General features: G+C 69.8%; 19 protein-coding genes. 11 read left to right on the forward strand and 8 right to left on the reverse strand.

Annotation, left to right across the window (positions count from 1 at the left end; all coding sequences use genetic code 11):
- Window positions 1-232: 232 nt before the first annotated feature.
- Window positions 233-1,756, forward strand: a complete 1,524-nt coding sequence (locus tag BM109_RS18835; RefSeq protein WP_093345466.1) for a S41 family peptidase — start codon at window positions 233-235, stop codon at window positions 1,754-1,756.
- A gap of 251 nt (window positions 1,757-2,007) precedes the next feature.
- Here the strand turns inward: BM109_RS18835 and BM109_RS18840 are convergent, their stop codons facing one another.
- From BM109_RS18840 to BM109_RS18870, 7 genes are read right to left on the reverse strand one after another with little or no spacing between them, the layout of a single operon-like run.
- On the reverse strand, window positions 2,008-2,781 hold the full coding sequence (locus tag BM109_RS18840) for an SDR family NAD(P)-dependent oxidoreductase (RefSeq protein WP_093345468.1): 774 nt from the start codon (window positions 2,779-2,781) through the stop codon (window positions 2,008-2,010).
- On the reverse strand, window positions 2,778-3,572 hold the full coding sequence (locus BM109_RS18845) for an SDR family oxidoreductase (RefSeq protein WP_093346146.1): 795 nt from the start codon (window positions 3,570-3,572) through the stop codon (window positions 2,778-2,780). The genes BM109_RS18840 and BM109_RS18845 overlap by 4 nt, the downstream gene beginning before the upstream one ends.
- Window positions 3,569-4,960, reverse strand: coding sequence for a transaminase (locus tag BM109_RS18850; RefSeq protein ID WP_093345471.1), 1,392 nt, complete (start codon window positions 4,958-4,960; stop codon window positions 3,569-3,571). Before BM109_RS18850 ends, BM109_RS18845 begins: the two co-directional genes overlap by 4 nt.
- Complete coding sequence (locus BM109_RS18855; protein WP_093345473.1) at window positions 4,957-5,640, reverse strand: HAD-IA family hydrolase; 684 nt, start codon at window positions 5,638-5,640, stop codon at window positions 4,957-4,959. The genes BM109_RS18850 and BM109_RS18855 overlap by 4 nt, the downstream gene beginning before the upstream one ends.
- Window positions 5,637-6,881, reverse strand: a complete 1,245-nt coding sequence (locus BM109_RS18860) for a Tm-1-like ATP-binding domain-containing protein (protein ID WP_093345476.1) — start codon at window positions 6,879-6,881, stop codon at window positions 5,637-5,639. Before BM109_RS18860 ends, BM109_RS18855 begins: the two co-directional genes overlap by 4 nt.
- Window positions 6,878-8,248, reverse strand: coding sequence for an aminotransferase class III-fold pyridoxal phosphate-dependent enzyme (locus BM109_RS18865; protein WP_093345479.1), 1,371 nt, complete (start codon window positions 8,246-8,248; stop codon window positions 6,878-6,880). Before BM109_RS18865 ends, BM109_RS18860 begins: the two co-directional genes overlap by 4 nt.
- Window positions 8,245-9,687, reverse strand: coding sequence for an NAD-dependent succinate-semialdehyde dehydrogenase (locus BM109_RS18870; RefSeq protein ID WP_093345481.1), 1,443 nt, complete (start codon window positions 9,685-9,687; stop codon window positions 8,245-8,247). Before BM109_RS18870 ends, BM109_RS18865 begins: the two co-directional genes overlap by 4 nt.
- 136 nt (window positions 9,688-9,823) lie before the next feature.
- On the opposite strand from BM109_RS18870, the gene BM109_RS18875 reads away from it, so the two are divergent.
- Window positions 9,824-10,321, forward strand: coding sequence for a MarR family winged helix-turn-helix transcriptional regulator (locus BM109_RS18875; RefSeq protein WP_093345485.1), 498 nt, complete (start codon window positions 9,824-9,826; stop codon window positions 10,319-10,321).
- A 5-nt stretch (window positions 10,322-10,326) separates the two neighbouring features.
- Here BM109_RS18875 and BM109_RS18880 read toward each other — a convergent pair whose 3' ends face one another.
- A complete protein-coding gene (locus tag BM109_RS18880; RefSeq protein ID WP_093345487.1) occupies window positions 10,327-10,806 on the reverse strand; it encodes an SRPBCC family protein in 480 nt (159 codons plus the stop codon).
- A 177-nt stretch (window positions 10,807-10,983) separates the two neighbouring features.
- On the opposite strand from BM109_RS18880, the gene BM109_RS18885 reads away from it, so the two are divergent.
- The 9 genes from BM109_RS18885 (at window position 10,984) to BM109_RS18925 (ending at window position 20,463) form a co-directional block, all read left to right on the forward strand.
- Complete coding sequence (locus BM109_RS18885; protein ID WP_093345490.1) at window positions 10,984-11,967, forward strand: helix-turn-helix domain-containing protein; 984 nt, start codon at window positions 10,984-10,986, stop codon at window positions 11,965-11,967.
- Between the two features lie 141 nt (window positions 11,968-12,108).
- Window positions 12,109-13,545 (forward strand): amidase, encoded by a 1,437-nt coding sequence (locus BM109_RS18890; RefSeq protein WP_256222659.1) that lies wholly within the window; start codon window positions 12,109-12,111, stop codon window positions 13,543-13,545.
- Between the two features lie 41 nt (window positions 13,546-13,586).
- Window positions 13,587-14,570: a Bug family tripartite tricarboxylate transporter substrate binding protein gene (locus BM109_RS18895; protein ID WP_093345495.1), complete on the forward strand. Its 984-nt coding sequence runs from the start codon at window positions 13,587-13,589 to the stop codon at window positions 14,568-14,570.
- A gap of 104 nt (window positions 14,571-14,674) precedes the next feature.
- Window positions 14,675-15,982, forward strand: a complete 1,308-nt coding sequence (locus tag BM109_RS18900; RefSeq protein WP_093345498.1) for an ABC transporter substrate-binding protein — start codon at window positions 14,675-14,677, stop codon at window positions 15,980-15,982.
- An 11-nt stretch (window positions 15,983-15,993) separates the two neighbouring features.
- A complete protein-coding gene (locus tag BM109_RS18905; RefSeq protein ID WP_093345500.1) occupies window positions 15,994-16,755 on the forward strand; it encodes an ABC transporter ATP-binding protein in 762 nt (253 codons plus the stop codon).
- On the forward strand, window positions 16,742-17,440 hold the full coding sequence (locus BM109_RS18910) for an ABC transporter ATP-binding protein (RefSeq protein WP_093345503.1): 699 nt from the start codon (window positions 16,742-16,744) through the stop codon (window positions 17,438-17,440). Before BM109_RS18905 ends, BM109_RS18910 begins: the two co-directional genes overlap by 14 nt.
- Window positions 17,441-17,450: 10 nt before the next feature.
- A complete protein-coding gene (locus tag BM109_RS18915; RefSeq protein WP_057590101.1) occupies window positions 17,451-18,317 on the forward strand; it encodes a branched-chain amino acid ABC transporter permease in 867 nt (288 codons plus the stop codon).
- Between the two features lie 6 nt (window positions 18,318-18,323).
- Window positions 18,324-19,379: a branched-chain amino acid ABC transporter permease gene (locus BM109_RS18920; protein ID WP_093345505.1), complete on the forward strand. Its 1,056-nt coding sequence runs from the start codon at window positions 18,324-18,326 to the stop codon at window positions 19,377-19,379.
- Window positions 19,351-20,463 carry a class II histone deacetylase gene (locus tag BM109_RS18925; RefSeq protein WP_093345508.1) on the forward strand — a complete coding sequence of 371 codons (1,113 nt, stop codon included), beginning with the start codon at window positions 19,351-19,353 and terminating at the stop codon, window positions 20,461-20,463. The genes BM109_RS18920 and BM109_RS18925 overlap by 29 nt, the downstream gene beginning before the upstream one ends.
- Window positions 20,464-20,473: the final 10 nt, after the last annotated feature.

Genomic DNA, 20,473 nt, shown 5'->3' on the forward strand with positions numbered 1-20,473 from the left:
TGCTGCCCGTGGCCGCAGTCTCCATGAACGCGAGGCCGCGGCGCCGCCGGCGATGCGTTGTGAGGATGCCAGTTGCTCTCGATGGGGCGGTAGTCGTTACCGCAGGGGTGTGATTCAAGTATCCAATGACTCGATGATGCGGGAGGGAGGACTGAATGCGGTGCAGTTCCTGTGTCGGCAGGGAGTCTTAAAAAAAATCAGTTGAGCCCGCGTTTCGGGCGCATCTATTTTTATGGTGATATATATCTTACGCGGCAAAGCGACGTTCCATCAGATCGGTGCACGTGCTTGTAAAAATGAATCATTGGCGAGGCGGCTCATTCTGCGAGGACTCAAGTGTTGCTTCCTGTTATTGGGCGCCTTGCATATTCCATCAAATGCAGCGGATCCAAACTATTCTGCAATCGCCCTGTCCGATCTTGCACGAGCAAAGCAGGTCATTCTTGATGCCCATCCGGCAGTGGCATTGAAAACAGACCAAGCGTTCAACGATTGGTTCATTCAGGGCTATGACGAAGCTATGAAATTGGCAATGCGGGCCGCGAACCAGGCCCAAGCACTGGCAGCGGTGCGCTATTACATCTCAGGCTTTCGCGATGGTCATGTAGCCGTCTGGGACCCGAATGCCCCCAGCAAGGCAATGTGGGCCGGGTGGACTGCGCAATTGAGGAGTGGCGAATGGCGTGTTGTGCATGCCGCTTCAAAATGGCCAACTTCGCTGCCGGAAAAAGGCGCCATGTTGATCGCCTGCGATGGATTGAAGCCTTTCGAATACATAGATACCTACATAGCGCCTTTCGTGGACCGGCGTACCGAGCTTGGATCCGTTCTGGACAGGCTGGCACTGCTGCTCTCCAATCGAATTCCTCGTGACAGCATTTGGGAGGCAGAAACGCCGCGCACTTGTACTTTCGAATCGAATGGAAAAACCATCGAACATCACCTCGATTGGAAAAATTCGGACGAAGGTACTTCTTTCCTCAATGTGCAACAACCGCGGATAGGCGTTGAATCATGGGGTGAGAATAGATATTGGATATATGCGCAGCAGTTTCTGCCTGCTCGCTTGGCAGAAGATGAATTGGAGAACGCCATTTCGGCCATTCAAATTATTCCGGAGAAAGCAGAGGTCGTTGTATTTGATGCGCGTGGCAACAACGGTGGTAGCAGCCTTTTCGGTTATCAATTGCTCGCAGCACTAATGCGTCGAGATACACCGACAATCGACAGTGGCGCGCAGGCTTGGTGGCGCCCCTCTCGAATTTCAGTCGATTGGTTTGATCGTCTTGCGCGTGATGAATTGGTACGCACTGGGCCGAAGAGCATTAGATACAAGAAGATTCTGGAAATGAAAAATTTCCTGAAAGAGGCTCATGAAAAATCCGGGCCGAGTGTGTTGGTAGCCGATAGTGCAATTGAAGGAAGCCAGTACCCGCCCCCTCCCGACGGAAATTCATTCAAAGGTCGGGTTGTTCTGTTGACCGATAAGCACTGCGCGAGCGCCTGCCTGGATTTTTCGGATCTGGTGCTCGCAGTCCCGGGTTCTTTGCATGTAGGTGAATCGACCAGCTCGGACTCCGATTACCTCGACATCACGGTGGTTGATCTGCCGAGCGGCTTGCAGATGGCCGTCCCCCAAAAGGTATGGATTGGTCGGGGCCGGAAGGCAAACGAGCCACTCATTCCTGAACACATATTTTCGGGAGATATTTACGACACGCCGTCGCTCCGAGCCTGGATGGAGCCATTGCTGTGACTCTCGCAAAATCAGCCTGTCGTTTGATCACAGGGATAGCTCATTTTCCTGTCGTGCGGACGGCCCGAATGCGTACGGCGTGCCGCTAGGAGCGATGCCATGAGGCGGCGGCTGGCCTATGCCTGGCTGAATAAAGCAGCACAGAGGCGTGCTCGCGAGGCCCGAGCTGGCTCTCAAAGGCGTCCATTTGGGCCCGTTGGATTGGCGCTGGCTACATCGGTCAGTACGACACCGAGAAATTCAACAGCCTGCTACGCCGAGCGCGCCGACGCCGGCACCCGCGCCCCCCCATCGGCCACCAGCGCCGCACCCGTCACGAACGACGCCTCGTCGCTCGCGAGGAACAGGCACGCGGCCGCCATCTCCTCGGCCGAGGCCATGCGCCCGAGCGCGATGCGCGCCACGGTCTGTGCATGCGCGGCTTCCTCGGAGATGCCGCGCTCGGCAGCCAGGTCGCGCATCTCCTGCCGGCTCATCGGCGTGTCGACCCAGCCGGGGCACAGCGCATTGACGCGCACGCCGCGCGGCCCATAAGCCTGCGCGGCCGAGCGCGTGAGCGCGACCACGCCGGCCTTGCTGGCGGCGTAGCTGGCCATGCCGGCACCGGCATTGAAGGCCGCCACCGAGGCGATGTTGACGATCGCGCCGCCGCCTTGCGCCACCATGCCCGGCAGCACCGCGCGCTGGCAGCGCATGGTGCCGCCGAGGTTGACCTCGTGCAGCCGCCGCCAGTCCGCGTCGTCGATGTCGGCCGCGTCGTCGTTGCGCACGATGCCGGCGCAGTTCACGAGCACGTCGATGCGGCCGAAGGCCGAGATCACCGTGGTCACGGTCGCGCGCACGGCGTCGTCGTCGGTCACGTCGCAGTCGAGCGCGGGGCCGTCGCCCACCGGTTGCGGCCGCGGCCAGCCGGCGACGGCGACGCGCGCGCCCTCGCTCGCGAAGCGTGCGGCCACCGCCGCGCCGATGCCGCTCGCGGCGCCGACGACGAGGCAGGCCTTGCCTTGCAGCCTTCCGCTGCTCATGCCTGCTCCGCGAAGAAGGGACTCTCGGGCAGGGTCGAGCCGCCATCGACCACGATGGTCTGCCCGGTGATGTAGCGCGCGGCGGGGCTCGCCAGGAAGCGCATCGCCAGGGCGATGTCCTCGGGCCGGCCCAGCTCGCCGATCGGGATGTGGCGCGCGATGCGCGCGGCCTTCGCGGGATCGGACAGCAGCGAGCCGCCCTGCTTGGCGATGTAGCCGGGCTCGACGCCGTTGACGGTGATGCCCTCGCGCGCGTACTCGAGCGCGGCGCTGCGGATGAAACCGTTGACGCCGGCCTTGCTGGCCGCGTAGTGGGCGCTGCCGGGCATGGCGACGCGCGGGCCGGTCACGGAAGAGGTGACGAGCAGCCGTCCGCCGCCGCGCGCGCGCAGGTGCGGCACCGCCGCCTGCGCGAGCCAGAAGCAGGCCTTGAGGTTCACGGCCAGCGTCCGCTCGAGCTGCTCGTCGCTCATGGCGTCGATCGCGGCCCAGGGATTGACCGCGGCGTTGTGGACCACGATGTCGAGCGCGCCGAAGACGCGCACCGCCTCGGCCACCGCGCGCTCGGCCTCGTCGCGCCGGCCGATGTCGCAGGCCAGTGCCTGCACGGCGAAACCGCGCGCGTGCAACTCGCCCGCCACGGCCTCGCCGGCGCTGCCGGTGCGGTTGGCGATGAGCACCGAGGCGCCGGCCTCGGCGAAGGCCTGCGCGATCGCGGCGCCGATACCGCGTCCGCCGCCGGTGACCAGCGCGACCTTGCCCTGCAGACCGAAGGGATCGTTGCCGCTCATGCGCTGCACTCCCGCGCGAAATCGGCGAAGGCCGCATCGTGTTCGTCCACCTCGCGCGCGGTGGTGCCGGGGCAGCACAGCATCATGTTGTGGAAGGGCGTGATCAGCACGCCGCGGTTCATCATGTAGAGGTGCAGCAGCGCCTCGAGCTCGCCGTCGCGCGTGCGCCGCACGTCGGCGGCGTTGCGCGGCGCGTCGGGGCAGAACAGGGTCTCGACGCGCGCGCCGACCTGGGTCGCGTGCCAGGGCAGGCCGGCCCTGGCGATGCTCGCGTTCACGCCATCGGCCAGCCGCTCGGCGAGCGCGAGCATGCGCTCGAAGGCCTCGGGCGTCAGCACCTGCGACAGCACCGCGCGCATCACGGCCACGGTGAGCGCATTGCCGGCCAAGGTGCCGCCGAAGCCGGCATGCGCCGACTGCCGCTTGGTCGGATGCAGCTTGGGCAGCACCTGCCACACGCGCTCGGCGGTCTCGGCACTGAGGCCGAAGGCCGCGGCGGGAATGCCGCCGGCGATGGCCTTGCCGATCACGAACATGTCGGGCGCGAGGCCGTGCGCGCGCGTGTAGCCGCCGGGGCCGCTCGAGATGGTGTGGGTCTCGTCGATGACCAGCAGGGTGCCGGTCTCGCGCGTGAGGCGGCGCAGCGCGTCGTGGAAGCCGGGCGCGGGCGCGATCATGCCGTAGTTGGTCATGGCCGGCTCGGCCAGCACGCAGGCCACGTCGCCCGCGCGCAGCGCGCGTTCGAGCGCGGGCAGGTCGTTGAACTCGACCACGGCCGACAGGCGGTCGTGCGGGAAGCCGTTGGGATGGATGTCGTTGCGCATCGCGACCGCGCCGTCGCGCAGCTCGACGTGCGCCTCTTCCACCGAGCCGTGGTAGCAGCCCGAGAACACCAGCACGCGTGGCCGGCCCGTGACCATGCGCGCGAGCCGGATGCAGGCGCGGTTGGCGTCCGAGGCCGAGGTCGTGAGGTTCCAGTAGGGCAGGCCGAAGCGGCGCGCGAGTTCCTCGCCCACCCAGGCCGCGTCGTCGGTGGGCAGCATCAGCGAGCTGCCGATGCGCGCCTGCCGCGCCAGCGCCTCGACCACCGCGGGGTGGCCATGGCCGCACATGCCGCCGGTGTCGCCGAGGCAGAAGTCGGCGTAGCCGTGGCCGTCGACGTCGACGAAGCGCGCGCCGTAGGGCAGCTTCGCGTCCTGCACGTAGAGCGGCCAGCCGCCGATCCAGCGGCGCATCCAGTGCGAGGGCGCGCCATAGAGCCAGGCCTGCTGGCCTTGCGCGAAGAGTTCGCCGGATCGCGCATGGGTGCGCGCGTAGCGCTCCTGCTCGGCGCGCATCAGGGCCTGCACGCGTTCGCGCGGCACGGTGGGTTCGAAGGTCGGGGTCATGGTCGTTGCGAAGAGGAAGAGGGAATGCCCAACAGCGCGAGAGCCCGCGCGTAGCTCGCGGCGGGCTGCATCACGTCGAAGTGCACGCAGCGCAGGCCCACGCGCTCGGCGCCGGCGATGTTGCGCAGCTGGTCGTCGACGAACACGCAGGCCTCGGGCGGCAGGCCGAGTTCGTCGAGGCACTGCCGGTAGGCGCGCGCATCGGGCTTGAGGACGCCGGTGTGGGTGGCGTCGACCACCACGTCGAAGGCCGCCATGAAGGGCAGGCGGCGGCGGAAGTCGGCGCCGTAGAACAGGTCGAGCTCGTTCGAGAGGATCGCGAGTCGGCAGCCGGCGCGGCGCGCGGCCTCGATCGCGGCCAGCGCCTCGGGCCGGATCGCGGCTTCGGGATCGGCGCCGCGCGCGCGTTGCACGAAGGTTTCCATCGCGTCCCAGCGCTCGCCCACCAGCGCGCCGACCTCGCGGGTGCGCGCCATCCAGTAGTCGCGCTCCGAGAGCTTGTCGGCCTGCATGTCGCGCCACAGCGGATCGCTCGCGAGGTCGAAGGGGCCGCGCCAGGTCAGCGTGCCGCGCGGCAGCGCGAGCGCTTCCTCGGTCAACGCATGGGTCTCGAACAGCGTGCGGCTGATGACGCCGCCGAAGTCGAGCACCAGCGCCTGTGTTGCGTGCGTCGCGCTCATGCGGGCCTCCCCGCGGGCACGGTGCCGTCGGCGACCCAGGCATCGAACACCCGCAGCGCGGCCTCGCAGAAGGCGGCGTCGTTGATGTGCGCGTTGAGCTCGATCAGGCGCGTGGCGCCGACGCTGTCGCGCAGCGCGGCGGTGAAGGCGGCCAGGCCTTCGGGATCGTGCAGCGGTTCGCCGGGCCGGTCCCAGCCCTCGATACCGTGCAGCGGCAGCAGCACGCAGGTGGCGCCTTCCGCGCGCGCCAGGCGGCTCGCGATCTCGGTCGCCACGCCGCGCCGGAACGCGGGCGCGCTGAGCGCCGAGGCCAGCAGCCGGTTGTGCGTGTGGGCCGGCCGGCCTTCGAGGCCTCGGGGCGTGGGCTGCCAGGCCGGGAAGTCGAGCATGTCGATGGCGCCCGGCGCCACGATCTGCGGCGTGCCGGCGCGGCCGGCGCCGAGCAGCCGGTCGGGCCCCGCGGTCACGCAGGAGCCGCCGAGCTGGTTCGCCAGTTCCTGCAGGCTGAAGTCCATCACGGCGCAGAAGCGGCCCTCGGCGGCCAGCGCCTCGAAGGCACGACCGCCCATGCCGGTGGTGTGGAACACGGCGACCTCGTAGCCGCGCGCCTCGAGCGCGGGCTTGAGCGTCTTCATGTAGGTCAGCGCGCTCGAGCCCAGCGAGGTCATGCCGACCAGCGGCCGCTCGAAGGCCGGCGCGCGCGCCTGGCGGCAGGCGCCGAGCACCGCGCCCGCGGCCTGGCTCAGGGCAGAGCGGCACAGGCTGTTGAGGCCGTAGAGGCCGCCGGCCCACAGCACCATGATCAGGTCGGGCGGAATGCGTTCGGGCGGCAGCAGGTGCGAGTAGGCAATGGTCGAGACCACCACCTTCGGCACGCCCAGCGGCAGCGCCTGCGCCACCTCGAGCGCGAGGTCGGTGCCCATGGTGCCGCCGAGCGCCAGCAGGCCGTCGATGCGGCCCTCGGCATGCCAGCGCGCGGCCAGCCTGGCGGCGCCGCGCGCCATCAGGGTCATGGCGCTGTTCTCGTCGCCGCTGGCCGCCACTTCGGCCACGCTGCGGCCGGCGGCCGCGGCCACTTCGGCATTCGTGATCTCGGGCACGAAGGGCGCGCCGTCGAGCACGCCCACGTCCATCACGGCCACTCGGCCGCCACCGGCCTCGATGCACTCGCGCATGAACAGCAGCTCGGCGCTCTTGGTGTCGGCGGTGCCGATCAGCAGGACGGTCGGCACCTTGCTCACAGCGTGGCTTCCACGTCGGCGAAGGCGCCCTCGAGCGCATCGACCATGTAGTCCACTTCCTCGCGCGTGATCACCAGCGGCGGCGACAGGATCAGGTTCGGGCCCGAGATGCGCACCATCAGCCCGCGCCGGTAGGCCGCCTGCGCCACCTTCGCGGCGATCGGGTTGCCGCGCGGCAAGGTGGTGCGCGTGGCCTTGTCGGCCACCATCTCGATGCCGAGCATCAGGCCCATGCCGCGCACGTCGCCGACGAAGCTGAACCGGTCGACGAAGGGCCGCACGCGGGCCTGGAAATGCGCGCCCACGCGCGCCGCGTTGCCGGGCACGTCGAGCGCCTCGATCTGGTCGAGCGTGGCGAGCGCCGCCGCCGCGGCCACCGGATGCGCGCTGTAGGTGTAGCCATGGCCCACCGCGGCCTGGCCCGTGGGGTCGTTGAGGAAGACCTCGGCCACCTTGGCGCCGATGGCGGTGGCGCCCAGCGGCACGTAGCCCGAGGAGATGCCCTTGGCCAGGCACCAGAGGTCGGCCTTGACGTTCCACAGCCGCGTGCCGAACAGCGCGCCGCCGCGGCCGAAGCCGGTGACCACCTCGTCGGCGATCAGCAGCACGCCGTACTTGTCGCAGATCTCGCGCACGCGCGGCCAGTAGTTGGGCGGCGGCACGATCACGCCGCCGGCGCCCTGGATCGGCTCGGCGATGAACGCGGCCACGGTGTCGGGTCCCTGGAACTGGATCTCGCGCTCGAGCAGCGTGGCGCAGATCTCGCCGAGCGCCTCGGGGTCCTGCGTGTAGGGATTGCGGTAGAGCCACGGCGTGTCGACGTGGAAGCAGCCGGGCAGCAGGGGCTCGTAGGCGCGGCGGAAATTGAGGTTGCCGTTCACGCTCATGCCGCCGAAGTGCACGCCGTGGTAGCCCTGGCGCAGCGCGATGAACTTGTAGCGGTCGGCCTGGCCCTGCAGCTTCCAGTACTGGCGCGCGAGCTTGAGCGCGCCTTCCACCGCGTCGGAGCCGCCGTTGCTGAAGAACACCGCGGCCACGCCGTCGGGTTCCATCGTCTGCACGATGCGCTTCGACAGCTCGATCGCGCGCGGATGCGTGGTGCCGCGGAACACGTTGTAGAACGGTAGCTCGTCGAGCTGCGCCACGATCGCGTCGCGCACCGCCCGGTTGCTGTGGCCCAGGTTCGCGGCCCACAGGCCGCCGACGCCGTCGAGCATCTTGTGGCCGTCCACGTCCCAGATCCAGCAGCCCTGGCCGCGCGCGACGATGTCGGGCTTGCTCTTCTGCATGGCCTGCGGATGGGCCATGGGGTGCCACAGGTAGCGGGCGTTGTCTTCCTTGAGTGCGTCGATGTCTGTTGTCGTCATGCGGGGACTCCCACGGTGATGGTCTTGAGTTCGGTGTAGTGCAGCAGGCCCTCGGCGCCCATCTCCTGGCCGATGCCGCTCTGCTTCCAGCCGCCGAAGGGCATCTCGGGCTGCGAGACGCCGAAGTGATTGATGCCGACCATGCCGGCCTCGAGCGCTTCGCCCAGGCGGTGCGCGGTCTGCAGGTCGCGCGTGAAGGCATAGGCGCCGAGGCCGTAGGGCAGGGCGTTGGCGGCGGCGATCGCTTCGTCGAGCGTGTCGTAGGGCTGCAGCACCGCGATCGGGCCGAAGGGCTCCTGGCGCATCACGCGGCTGTCGTCGGGCGCATCGGCGATCACCGTGGGCTCGAAGAAGTAGCCGGGCCGCGCGATGCGCCGGCCGCCGCACAGCAGCCGCGCGCCGCGGTCGACGGCGTCGTCGACGAAGCGCTGCATGTCCTCGATGCGGCGCGCATGCGCGAGCGGGCCCATCTGCGTGGCGGGATCGGTGCCGGCACCGATGCGCAGCGCGCGCGCGGCCTGCACGAAGGCCTCGGCCCATTCGCCGAAGCGCGCGCGCGGCAGGTAGAAGCGGATCGGCGAGGCGCAGACCTGGCCCGCGTTGCGGAACTTGGCGGCGATCGAGTTCCTGAGCGCGAACGCGAAGTCGGCGTCCTCGCAGACGATCACCGGCGCGTGGCCGCCGAGCTCGCCCGTGAAGCGCTTGACGTGGCGCGCTGCCTGTTCGCCGAGCAGCTGGCCTACCGCGACCGAGCCGGTGAACGAGACCTTGGCGATCGCGGGATGGTCGATGAGGAACGAGGACACCTCGGCCGGATCGCCGCACACCATGTTGAGCGCATCGGGCGGCACGCCCGCGTCGAGGAAGGCGCGCACCAGCAGCATGCAGGTGCCCGGCGTCTCCTCGGCCGGCTTGATGACCACGCTGCAGCCCGCGGCCAGCGCGCTCGCGAGCTTGCGCGTCGGCAGGTTGGCCGGGAAGTTCCACGGCGTGAAGGCCGCCACGGGGCCGACCGGCTGGCGCGTGACGGCCTGCGAGAGGATGCCCTCGACGCGCGGCGGCACCAGCCGGCCGTACAGGCGCTTGGCTTCCTCGGCCTGGAAGTCGACGATGTCGGCCGACAGCGTGACCTCGCGCAGCGACTCGGCCAGCGGCTTGCCCTGTTCGAGCGTGAGCACCTGCGCGATGGTCTTCGCCTGGTCGCGGATCGTCTGCGCGGCGGTGCGCAGGATGTTGCAGCGTTCGAGCGCGCTCTTCGCGCGCCAGAGCGCGAAGCCGCGGCGCGCGGACTCGGCGGCCTGCGCGAGTTCGTCGCGGCTGGCGAGCGGCAGTTGCGCGAGGGTGGCTTCGGTGGCGGGATCGACGACGGCGCGTTGGCCGCCTGCGGTCTGCGTGCGCCATCGGCCGGCGATGTGCAGGGCGAGTTCGGGATAGTCCATGCCGCGACGATAGGGATCGCACCCCCTGCCGCGTTATCGAAAACTGGCAAACCTCGTGCGTCCATCGTCGCTGTGTGGGCACGATGCATGAACGCGTTCCTATACTGTCCGCGCCCTTCACCTCCTCGCTCGCACCGTGCCCCGTTCACGCACCTCCTCGCCGCCGCGCTCGATCGCCGATGCCTTCGACCTCGAGACCTTCCTGCCGTTCCAGCTCTCGGTGGTCGCCAATCGCGTGAGCCAGTCGGTGGGCCAGGCGATCGCCGGCCGCTTCGCGCTGCAGATCCCCGAGTGGCGCATCGTGGTGGTGCTCGGCAAATACGGCGCGCTGTCGGCGCTCGAGATCGCGCGCAAGACCAGCATGGACAAGGCACGCGTGAGCCGCGCGCAGCACCGGCTGGTCGACCTCGGCCTGGCCAACATGCACCCTTCCGCCGAGGACCGGCGCAAGGTCATCGTCTCGCTCGAGGAAGAAGGCCTCGCGCTCTACCGCGACATGGTGCCGCTCGCGCACGACACCGCGCAGCGGCTGTTCGCGCAGCTCACGGCCGACGAGCGGCGCGTGCTGCAGACCATCGTGCAGAAGCTGTTCGACAGCACCACGGGCTTCGAGCCCAGCGGCGAGCTCGAGTAGGCGGGTTACAGGCCCTGGAGGTAGTGGGCCTTCTGCGCGGGGTAGTAGTCGCCGAAGGAGGGCAGCGCGCGGCCCTCGCGCGCGGCGACCAGCATGTCGAGGTAGTACTCCCAGCCCGGTCCCACCTCTGCCGCGAGCGCCGGATCGTCCAGGCGTTGCACGAAGCGCAGCGTGGTGATGTCGTCCTGCTGCGCCAGCGTCAGCTCGAGGCGCCACTCACCGAACTCGTCCACGGTCGCGACCGCGAGGCGATGCGGCGCCTCGCAGGCATCGATCCTCAGGTCGGTCCAGGGCTGGTCCTTTTCGTGCACCAGCTGGAGCCGCACCGTCATGCCCTGGCCGACCTCGCCTTCCCAGGGTCCGAACCAGAGCGCGGTCTTCCCGGGCCTCGTGACGCTGGCCCAGACGTCGTCGATGGGCGCGCGAAACCTGCGCTCGATGATCAGGTCGCTTCCTTGAAGCCGGCCGGTGGCTTGGGGGCTCATGCAGTCTCCTGGCGTTCGTGGATCGCCACGCATTCTCTTCGGGGCGCGTGGATCCGATGGAATTCAGGCCCGGGCGCCGAGGGTTTCTCCCGGTGCTTTGAGATCGTTGTCAACGAAACAATCTGGTCTGGAGATTGCTTCGGTCCAGGGGATCCCCCGTCCCCGTGGATATCCGCCATGAACTGCCAGACCGCCTCCACCTCCCGTCTTCCCATCGAGCGCTGGACCCTCACCACGCACGACATCGACGCCTATGCCAGCAGCCAGAGCGGCTGGCACCTGGAGTGCGACATGCTGTCGGGCGGCAGCTTCGCGGGCTTTCTCGACCATGTGCAGCTGCCGGGCCTGCGGCTGGTGCGCGAGACCACCAACCGCGCGCTGCGCCAGCACGGCGAGATGAATCCCGAGTGCTGCGGCTTCGCGCTGACCTGCCGGCAGGAGGGCGAGGCGCGCTTCTCGGGCCAGCGGCTCGACACCGGCTCGGTGATGGTCGGGCGCTGCGACGAACTCGACCTGTGCAGCCCGCCGGGCTTCGAGCTGATGGGCATCGTGGTCGACAACGCGCTGCTGCAGTCGCTGGCCGAGCGCCTCGACGAGCGCGGCCCGCCGGCCTGGCTGGCGCGGCGCGTGGTGCTGCACTTCGACGACGCGACCATGCGCGCGCTGCGCGGCACGCTGCTCGGCGCCTTCGCCGCGCTCGATGCGATGCCCGCGCTGCTCGCCGACCCGACCGCCACCACGCAGCTGCGCGACGACGTGCTGCTGGCCTGGCTCGAGGCGCTGCCCGAGGACGTGGACCTGCGCGAGCTGCGCTCCACCGAGGCACAGCGCCGCGTGGTGCGCCGCGCCTGCGAGCTGATGATGGCGCGGCCCGACGAGCCGCTGTCGATGCTCGAGGTCTGCAGCCGCATCGGCGCGAGCCAGCGCAAGCTCAACTATTGCTTCCAGGAAACGCTGGGCCTGAGCCCGGCGCGCTACCTCAGGGCGCTGCGCCTCAACGGCGTGCGGCGCGAACTCAAGCGCCTCGGTGCCGGCTCGGTGCAGGACGTCGCGGCCCACTGGGGCTTCTGGCACCTGAGCCAGTTCGCGACCGACTACCGGCGCCAGTTCGGCGAGCTGCCCTCGCAGACGCTGCGCGGCGCGGCGTTGATGCACCACTGAAGGGCCGACCGGGCGACCGGCCGATCGGTCGACCCAGGGGAATCCCGGGGGCCGCGGCACGCCAGGTTTGCCAATTCTTGATACCCGCTTCGCGGCGCGATCGCTATCGTCGATCGCCATATGTCGTCCTTTCCGTCCACCTTGCCGAGCGCCCGCGCGCTCGCCGCCGCGCTGAAGCGCCGCGAGTTCTCGTGCCGCGAACTGATGCAGGCCTGCCTGGGCCGCATCGACAGCCTCAACCCGAAGGTCAACGCGCTGGTGTCGCTGCAGCCGCCCGAACGGATGCTGCGCGAGGCCGATGCCTGCGACGCGCGGCTGGCGCGCGGCGAGCCGGTGGGCCGGCTGCACGGCTTTCCGATGGCGCCCAAGGATTTCGTCGCCACCGCGGGCATCCCCACCACCATGGGCAGCCCGCTGTTCGCGAACCAGCTCACGCCGCACGACGCGATCATGGTCGAGCGGCTGCGCCGCGCCGGCGCGATCTTCGTCGGGCGCAGCAACACGCCCGAGTTCGGCCTGGGCTCGCACACCTACAACACGGTGTTCGGCACCACGCGCAACGCCTGGAACCTCGACCGTGCGGCCGGCGGCAGCAGCGGCGGTGCCGCGGTGGCGCTGGCGCTGCAGATGCTGCCCGTGGCCGACGGCAGCGACATGATGGGTTCGCTGCGCAACCCGGCGGCCTGGAACCATGTCTACGGCCTGCGGCCCTCGCTGGGCCGCGTGCCGACCGGACCCGGGCCCGAGCTGTTCTTCCAGCAACTGGGTTGCGAAGGGCCGATGGGCCGCACGCCCGAGGACGTGGCCTGGCTGCTGTCGGTGCAGGCCGGCCACGATCCGCGCTCGCCGCTGAGCCTGGCCGGCGACGGCGAGGCCTTCGCGCAGCCGCTCGACGCCGAGCTGCGCGGCACGCGGGTGGCCTGGCTCGGCGACCTCGGCGGCCACCTGGCGATGGACCTGGGCGTGATGGCGCTGTGCGAGGGGGCGCTGCGCCACTTCGACACCCTGGGCTGCACGGTCGAGCCGGCCGTGCCCGATTTCGACTTCGACGCGCTGTGGACCGCCTGGCTGCGCCTGCGCGGCTTCATCGTGGCCGGTGCGCTGCAGGGCCTGCATGCCGATCCGGCGCTGCGCGCGAAGCTCAAGCCCGAGGCCTGCTGGGAGATCGAGCAGGGCCAGCGCCTGGCCGTGCCCGCGCTGCACGAGGCCGCCGTCACGCGCACCCGGTGGCATGCCACGCTGCTGAAGCTGTTCGAGCGCTTCGACGTGCTGGTGCTGCCGGCCGCGCAGGCCTTCCCGCTGCCGGTCGAGCTGCACTGGCCGCGCGAGGTCGGCGGCCGCGCGATGGACACCTACCACCGCTGGATGGAAGTGACGATCGGCCCCTCGCTTGCTGGTTTGCCCGCGATGGCGGTGCCGGCCGGCTTCTCGCCCGACGGCGCGACGCGCGGCCTGCCGATGGGCCTGCAGCTGATCGGCCGGCCCGGTGCCGACCTCGAGGTGCTGCGGCTCGCGCACGGCTGGCACCAGGCCGTGCCCTTCGCCGACGCGCGCTCGCCGCTGCTGGCCGCGGCCTGAATTTCCGAGAACACACAACAACCACCCGAGGAGTAAAGCGCATGCGCAGACGTTCGATGATCGGTGCCGGCCTGGCGGCCGGCCTGTCCACCATGGCCGGCTCCGTCCTGGCCCAGGGGCTGGCCGGCAAGACCCTGAACCTGATCGTTCCCTACCCGGCCGGCGGCGGCTCCGACATCAACGCGCGGCTGGCCGCGCCCGAGCTGTCGCGGCTGCTGGGCCAGCCGGCCGTGGTCGACAACGTGCCCGGCGCCAGCGGATCGCTGGGCGTCATGAAGGCCGCCAACGGCGCGGCCGACGGCTCGGTGCTGCTGATGGGCTCGCCGATGGAGCTGATGCTCACGCCGCTCACGCTCGCCAGCGCGCGCTACAAGGCCGAGGATTTCCGCCCCATCGGCATGATGGCCGTGACCTCGATGGTGCTGCTGGCGCGCAAGGACCTGGGCCCGGGCAGCGTCGACGAACTGATCGCGCAGCTGCGCAAGCCCGACGCGAAGGAACTGAGCTACGGCAGCATCGGCCCGGGCTCGCTCTACCACCTGCTGGGCGAGCGCTTCACGCAGCAGACCGGCACCAAGATGCTGCACGTGCCCTACAAGGGCTTCGCGCCGATCATCAACGACCTGCTGGGCGGCCAGATCGACCTGGTGTTCGCGCCGCTGGCCGGCAACGTGCCCGACCTGCTGGATGCCGGCAAGGTCAAGGCGCTGGGCATCGCGGCCGCCGCGCCGCACGAGCGCTTCGGCGCCATTCCGCTGATCCGCGCCAGCAAGGGGCTCGACGACTTCGTCTACAGCCTCTGGGCCGGCGCGCAGGTGTCGCAGCGCGTGCCCGAGGAGGCGCAGCAGCGGCTGCACGTGGCCTTCAACGAGATGATGCGCAAGCCCGAGCTGCGCCGCGCCATCGAGCTCGGCGGCAGCAAGGTGGCGCCCGAGCAGACGCTGGCCGAGCTGCGCCGCGGCTACCAGGCCGACGTGGAGCGCTACCGCGCGATCGCGAAGTCGGTCAACCTGCGCCCCGAATGAGGGCGGCGGCCACGGCCCGCGATTTGCCAGTTTTCGATAACGGCGAGCCGGCGCGCGGAGGGAGGATGCGGCCCTGTCCATCCTCCATCGCCAAGGAGCATTCCATGCCCGCCGCTTCCCATTCCGCAGCTTCCGGCGCGCTGACGCGCCGCCAACTCGTCATCGGCGGCGGCGCGGCCGCGCTGGCCGGCGTGCCGGCGCTGTCGCACGCGCAGTCGAAGACGATCAAGATCGGCTATCTCACGACGCTGTCGGGCGTGCGCGCCAATTTCGGCGAGGCCGACCCCTGGAGCCTGGAGCGCGTGCGCGCCGCGCTGAAGGACGGCCTGACCATCGCCGGCACCAACTACAAGGTCGAGATCGTGGTGCGCGACACCCAGTCCGACGCCAACCGCGGCGCCACGATGTCGAGCGAGCTGCTGCTGCGCGAGAAGGTCGACCTGTTGCTGGTGCAGGACAGCGATGCAGCGCTGGCGGCCGGCCAGCTCTGCGACGTCAACGGCGTGCCGATGGTCTCGACCATGGGCCCGTGGCAGGCCATCACCTTCGGCCGGGGCTCCACGCCGCAGAAGGGCTTTCCGTTCTCGTTCCATTTCTTCTGGGGCGCCGACGACGTGCTGAAGAACTTCTTCGGCATGTGGGAGCCGCTGAAGGTGGAGCGCTCGCTGGGCACGCTCTACATCGACAACGGCCCGGGCCATGCCTTCGCCGATCCGGCCACCGGCATCCCGGGCGGCGCGAAGCAGCGCGGCTACAAGGAGACCAACGGCGGCTTCTTCAAGATCGCGACCGACGACTTCAGCAACCAGGTCTCGAGCTTCAAGGCGGCGCGCGCGAACATCGTCTCGGGCTTCGCCTATGCCAACCACTTCGCCACCTTCTGGAAGCAGGCGCAGCAGTCGGGCTACCGGCCCGAGGTGGTGACGATGGCGGCGGCCTTCCTGTTCCCGAGCGCGGTCGAGTCGCTGGGCGCGGCCGGCAACGGCATGTCGACCGAGGTCTGGTGGACGCCCAACTTCCCGTTCAAGTCCTCGCTGACCGGCCAGAGCGCCAAGGCGCTCGCGGCCGACTGGGAGAGCTCCACGGGCAAGCAGTGGACCCAGCCCATCGGCTACGGCCATGCGCTGTTCGAGGTCGGCATCGCGGCGCTCAAGAACGCGACCAACCCCAAGGACAAGAAGGCGGTGCGCGATGCGCTGGCCAACCTGCAGCTCGACTCGGTGGTCGGGCGCATCGACTTCAAGGGCAGCCCGATCAAGAGCGTGGCCGTCACGCCGATGGTGGCGGGCCAGTGGCGCAAGACCGCCGCGGGCGCGAAGTTCCCGTACGAGCTGGTGATCACGCACAACAGCACCGCGAAGCAGATTCCGGTGGAAGACGAACTCAAGCTGCTGTCGCAGCTCAAGGCCTGAGCCCGCGACGCATGACCGATTGCCTCGTCATCGACGGCCTGTGCAAGCGCTACGGCGAGATCGTGGTGGCCGACGGCGTGTCGCTCGCGCTCGCGCGCGGCCAGTGCCTCGGCGTGGTCGGCCCCAACGGGGCCGGCAAGAGCTCGCTGTTCAACCTGATCACCGGCGTGGCCGTGCCCGATGCCGGCAGCATCCGGCTCGAGGGCCGCGAGCTGGTGGGCCTGCGCGCCGATGCGCGCGCGCGGCTGGGCGTGGCGCGCGCCTTCCAGATCCCGCAGCCCTTCGCGCACCTGAGCGCCTACGAGAACGCGCTGGCCGCCGCCAGCTTCGCGGCGCGGCTGCCGCGCGCGCAGGCCGCGCAGCTGGCCTGGGAGGTGCTCGAGCGCACCGGCCTGGCCGACCGCGCCGAGGTGCCCGCGGGCCGGCTGCCGCTGCTCGACCGCAAGCGGCTCGAACTGGCCAAGGGCCTCGCGGCCCGGCCGCACCTGCTGCTGCTCGACGAGATCGCGGGCGGCCTGACCGAGGCCGAGGTGCAGGTGCTGGTCGCGCTGGTGCTCGAGCTCAAGCGCGACGTGGCGATGATCTGGATCGAGCACATCGCGCAGGCGCTGATGGCGGTGGCCGACCGCATCATGGTGCTGAACTTCGGCCGCAAGCTGCTCGAGGACACGCCGGCCGCCGCGATGGCCAGCCGCGAGGTGCGCGAGATCTACATGGGCGTCGGAGAAGACGCAGAGGACGAAGCAGAGGAGGGCACCCATGCCGCTGCTTGAAGTGCGCGACCTCTGCAGCCACTACGGCGACCTGCAGGCGCTGTTCGATCTCTCGCTCGACGTGGGCGAGGGCGAGGCCACGGCGCTGATCGGCGCCAACGGGGCCGGCAAGTCCACGCTGATCCGCGCCATCGCGGGCCTGGGCCGACGCAGCCGCGGCACGGTGCGCTTCGACGGCCAGGCCATCGAGGCCGAACCGGCCGAGCGCATCGCGCGCCGCGGCATCGCGCTGGTGCCCGAGGGCCGCATGCTGTTCGCCTCGCTCACGGTGGAGGAGAACCTGCGCATGGGCGCGCTGTGCGGCCGGGCCGGCCACTGGAACCTGGCCACCGTGTATGCGCTGTTCCCGATCCTGCGCGAGTTCCGGCACCGGCCGGCCACGCGGCTGTCGGGTGGCCAGCAGCAGATGGTGAGCATCGGCCGCGCGCTGATGGCCAACCCGCGGCTGATGCTGTGCGACGAGATCTCGCTGGGCCTGGCGCCGGTGGTGATCGCACAGATCTACCGCGCCTTCGGCGACATCCAGGCGCAGGGCACGGCGCTCTTGATCGTGGAGCAGGACGTGACGCGCGCCTGCCGCATCGCGCAGCGCGTGTACTGCCTGCTCAAGGGCCGCGTCACGCTGGCCGGCCGCGCGTCTGACTTCAGCGCCGCGCAGATCGCCAACGCCTATTTCGGGCACTGAGAGAAGCACCATGGCCTGGATCGAAACCCTCATCAACGGCGTGCTGCTCGGCGGCCTCTATGCGCTCTTCGGCCTCGGGCTGGCGCTGGTCTTCGGCGTGATGCGCATGGTCAACCTCGCGCACGGCGAGTTCGTCGTGCTCGCGGCCTATTTCGCGGTGTTCCTGGCCGCGCAGTTCCCGCAGGTGTCGCCGCTGCTGCTGCTGGTGCCGGTGGCGCTGGCCGCCTTCGGCACCGGCTACCTGCTGCAGCGGCTGCTGCTCAACCGCGCGGTCGCGACCGACGATCCGCTCACGCCCGTGCTGGTGACCTTCGGCATCGCGGTGGTGCTGCGCAACCTGATGGTCGAGCTGTTCGGCGCCGACCCGCGCGCGCTCGACGGCGGCGCGCTGGCCACGGCCGGCTTCGAGATCGGCGGCCTGCGCATCGGCTGGTACCCGGTGCTGGTGTTGGGGCTCGCGGTGCTGGCCTTCGGCGCGCTGCAGTGGCTGCTGCGGCACTCGCGCTTCGGCCTGATCGTGCGCGCCACCTCCGACCACCGCGAGATCGTGCGCACCATGGGCGTGCGGCCGCGCCATGTCTACGGCGTGGTCATGGGACTGTCGCTGGCCTTCGCCTCGGTGGCGGGGCTGCTGCTGGCGCTGCGCAGCTCGTTCACGCCGTTCTCGGGCGTGGAGCGGCTGCTCGGTGCCTTCGAGGTCGTGATCATCGGCGGCATGGGCTCGTTCTGGGGCGCGCTGGCCGGCGGCATCGCGCTGGGCGTGGCGCAGCTCGCGGGGCAGCGGCTCGATTCCAACGCGGGCGCGCTCTATGCGCACCTGCTGTTCTTCATCGTCCTGATGGTGCGCCCGAACGGCATCGCGGGCCAACGGGCCTGACACCCGATGCGCAACCCCTCTCTTTTTCCCTCGATCGGCTTCCTCGCCGCGGCCCTCGCCATCGCCTTCGCGCCCACGGTGGCCGATGCCGGCCTGCTGCGCCTGCTGAGCGAGGTGCTCGTGGTGCTGGCGATGGCCCAGATGTGGAACCTGCTGGCCGGCTACACCGGCCTGGTGTCGATGGGGCACCAGGCCTTCGTCGGCATCGGCGCCTACCTGGTGTTCGTGGTCTCCGACCGGCTCGGCCTCTCGCCCTACTGGATGGTGCCGCTGGCCGGCGTGGGCGCGGCGCTGCTGGCGGCCGCGGTGGCGCCGCTGATGTTCAGGCTGCGCGATGCCTACTTCTCGATCGGCATGTGGGTGCTGGCCGAGATCGTGCGGCTGCTGGTCGCCAAGTTCCCGCTGTTCGGCGGCGAATCGGGCGTGCCGCTGCAGGCGGTGCGGCTGGTCGATGCCGAGACCTTCCAGCGCAACGCGTTCTGGATCTCGGGTGCGATCGGCCTCGCGGCCGTGGCCGGCGTCTACCTGCTGATGCGCTCGCCCTTCGGCCTCGGGCTGATGGCGGTGCGCGACAACGAACTGGCCGCCACCAGCATCGGCGTGAACGTCTGGCGCAACCGCTTCATCGCCTTCGTGCTCTCGGGCCTGGGCTTCGGGCTGGCCGGCGGCGCGCATTTCATGGGCACGATGTTCGTCTCGCCCGACTCGGCCTTCGACATCAACTGGGTCGTGACCGCGATGTTCATCGTCATCATCGGCGGCATCGGCACCATCGAGGGACCGCTGATCGGCACGCTGATCTACTTCGGGCTGCGCGAGCTGTTCAACACCTGGTTCGCGATGTCGGGCGGCTGGTATCTCATCGCCATGGGCAGCATCGCGGTGGCCGTGATGCTGCTGGCGCCGCGCGGCCTCTGGGGCCTGGCCCGCGAGCGCTGGGGCTGGCGCGGCCTGAGCGTGCAGCGCCATCCGCCCCAAAGGGCGGCATCGATTTCCTCTTCTTCCTTTTCCCACACCACCGAGGACGCAACGCATGAAGAACACCGCCTTCTTTCACGATGAACGCACCTTCTGGCACGTGCCGGGCGGGCTGCACGCCCTGTTCCTGCCGGTCGGCGGCTGGGTCCAGCCCATGGCCGGCAGCGGCATGGCCGAGTCGCCCGATTCCAAGCGCCGCATCAAGTCGCTGATGGACGTGTCGGGCCTGAGCGCGCAGCTCGACCTGCTGAGCGCGCCGATGGCCAGCGAGGAGGACCTGCGCCGCGTGCATCCCGCGAGCTACCTCGAGAAGTTCAAGGCCGCCAGCGATGCGGGCGGCGGCGATCTCGGCGAGGTCGCGCCCTTCGGTCCCGGCAGCTACGAGATCGCGAAGCTCTCGACCGGCCTGGCCATCGCCGCCATGGACAGCGTGCTGCAGGGCCGCCACCGCAACGCCTTCGCGCTCACGCGGCCGCCGGGTCACCACTGCCTGCGCGAGCACAGCATGGGCTTCTGCCTGTTCAACAACATCGCGGTGGCGATCGAGACCATGAAGGCGCGCCACGGCGTCAAGCGCGTGGCCGTGATCGACTGGGACGTGCACCACGGCAACGGCACGCAGGAGATCTTCTACGACCGCCCCGACGTGCTGACCGTCTCGCTGCACCAGGAGAACTGCTTCCCGCCCGGCTACAGCGGCGCCGAGGACCGCGGCGAGGGCGAGGGCCTGGGCTTCAACGTCAACGTGCCGCTGCAGCCCGGCGGCGGCCACGCGAGCTACATGTATGCCTTCGAGCGCATCGTGGCGCCGGTGGTCGAGCGCTTCCGCCCCGAGCTGATCGTGGTGGCCAGCGGCCTCGATGCCAATGCGGTCGACCCGCTGGCGCGCATGCAGCTGCATCCCGAGTCGTTCCGCCAGATGATGAAGCAGGTCAACGCGCTCGCGGCGCGGCACAGCGAAGGCCGCGTGGTGGTGGTGCACGAGGGCGGTTATTCCGAAGCCTGCGTGCCCTTCTGCGGGCTCGCGGTGGTCGAGGAACTCTCGGGCCACCGCACCGAGGTGCAGGACCCGTTCACCGATTTCTTCGGGCTGCAGCAGCCCTCGGCGCGTTTCGATGCGTTCCAGCGCGGGCTGATCGACGAGATGGCGGCGCTGCACGGGCTCTGAGCGCAGCGCC

The organism is Variovorax sp. PDC80 (genome assembly GCF_900115375.1).
In the GTDB taxonomy this organism is placed as follows: Bacteria; Pseudomonadota; Gammaproteobacteria; order Burkholderiales; family Burkholderiaceae_C; genus Variovorax.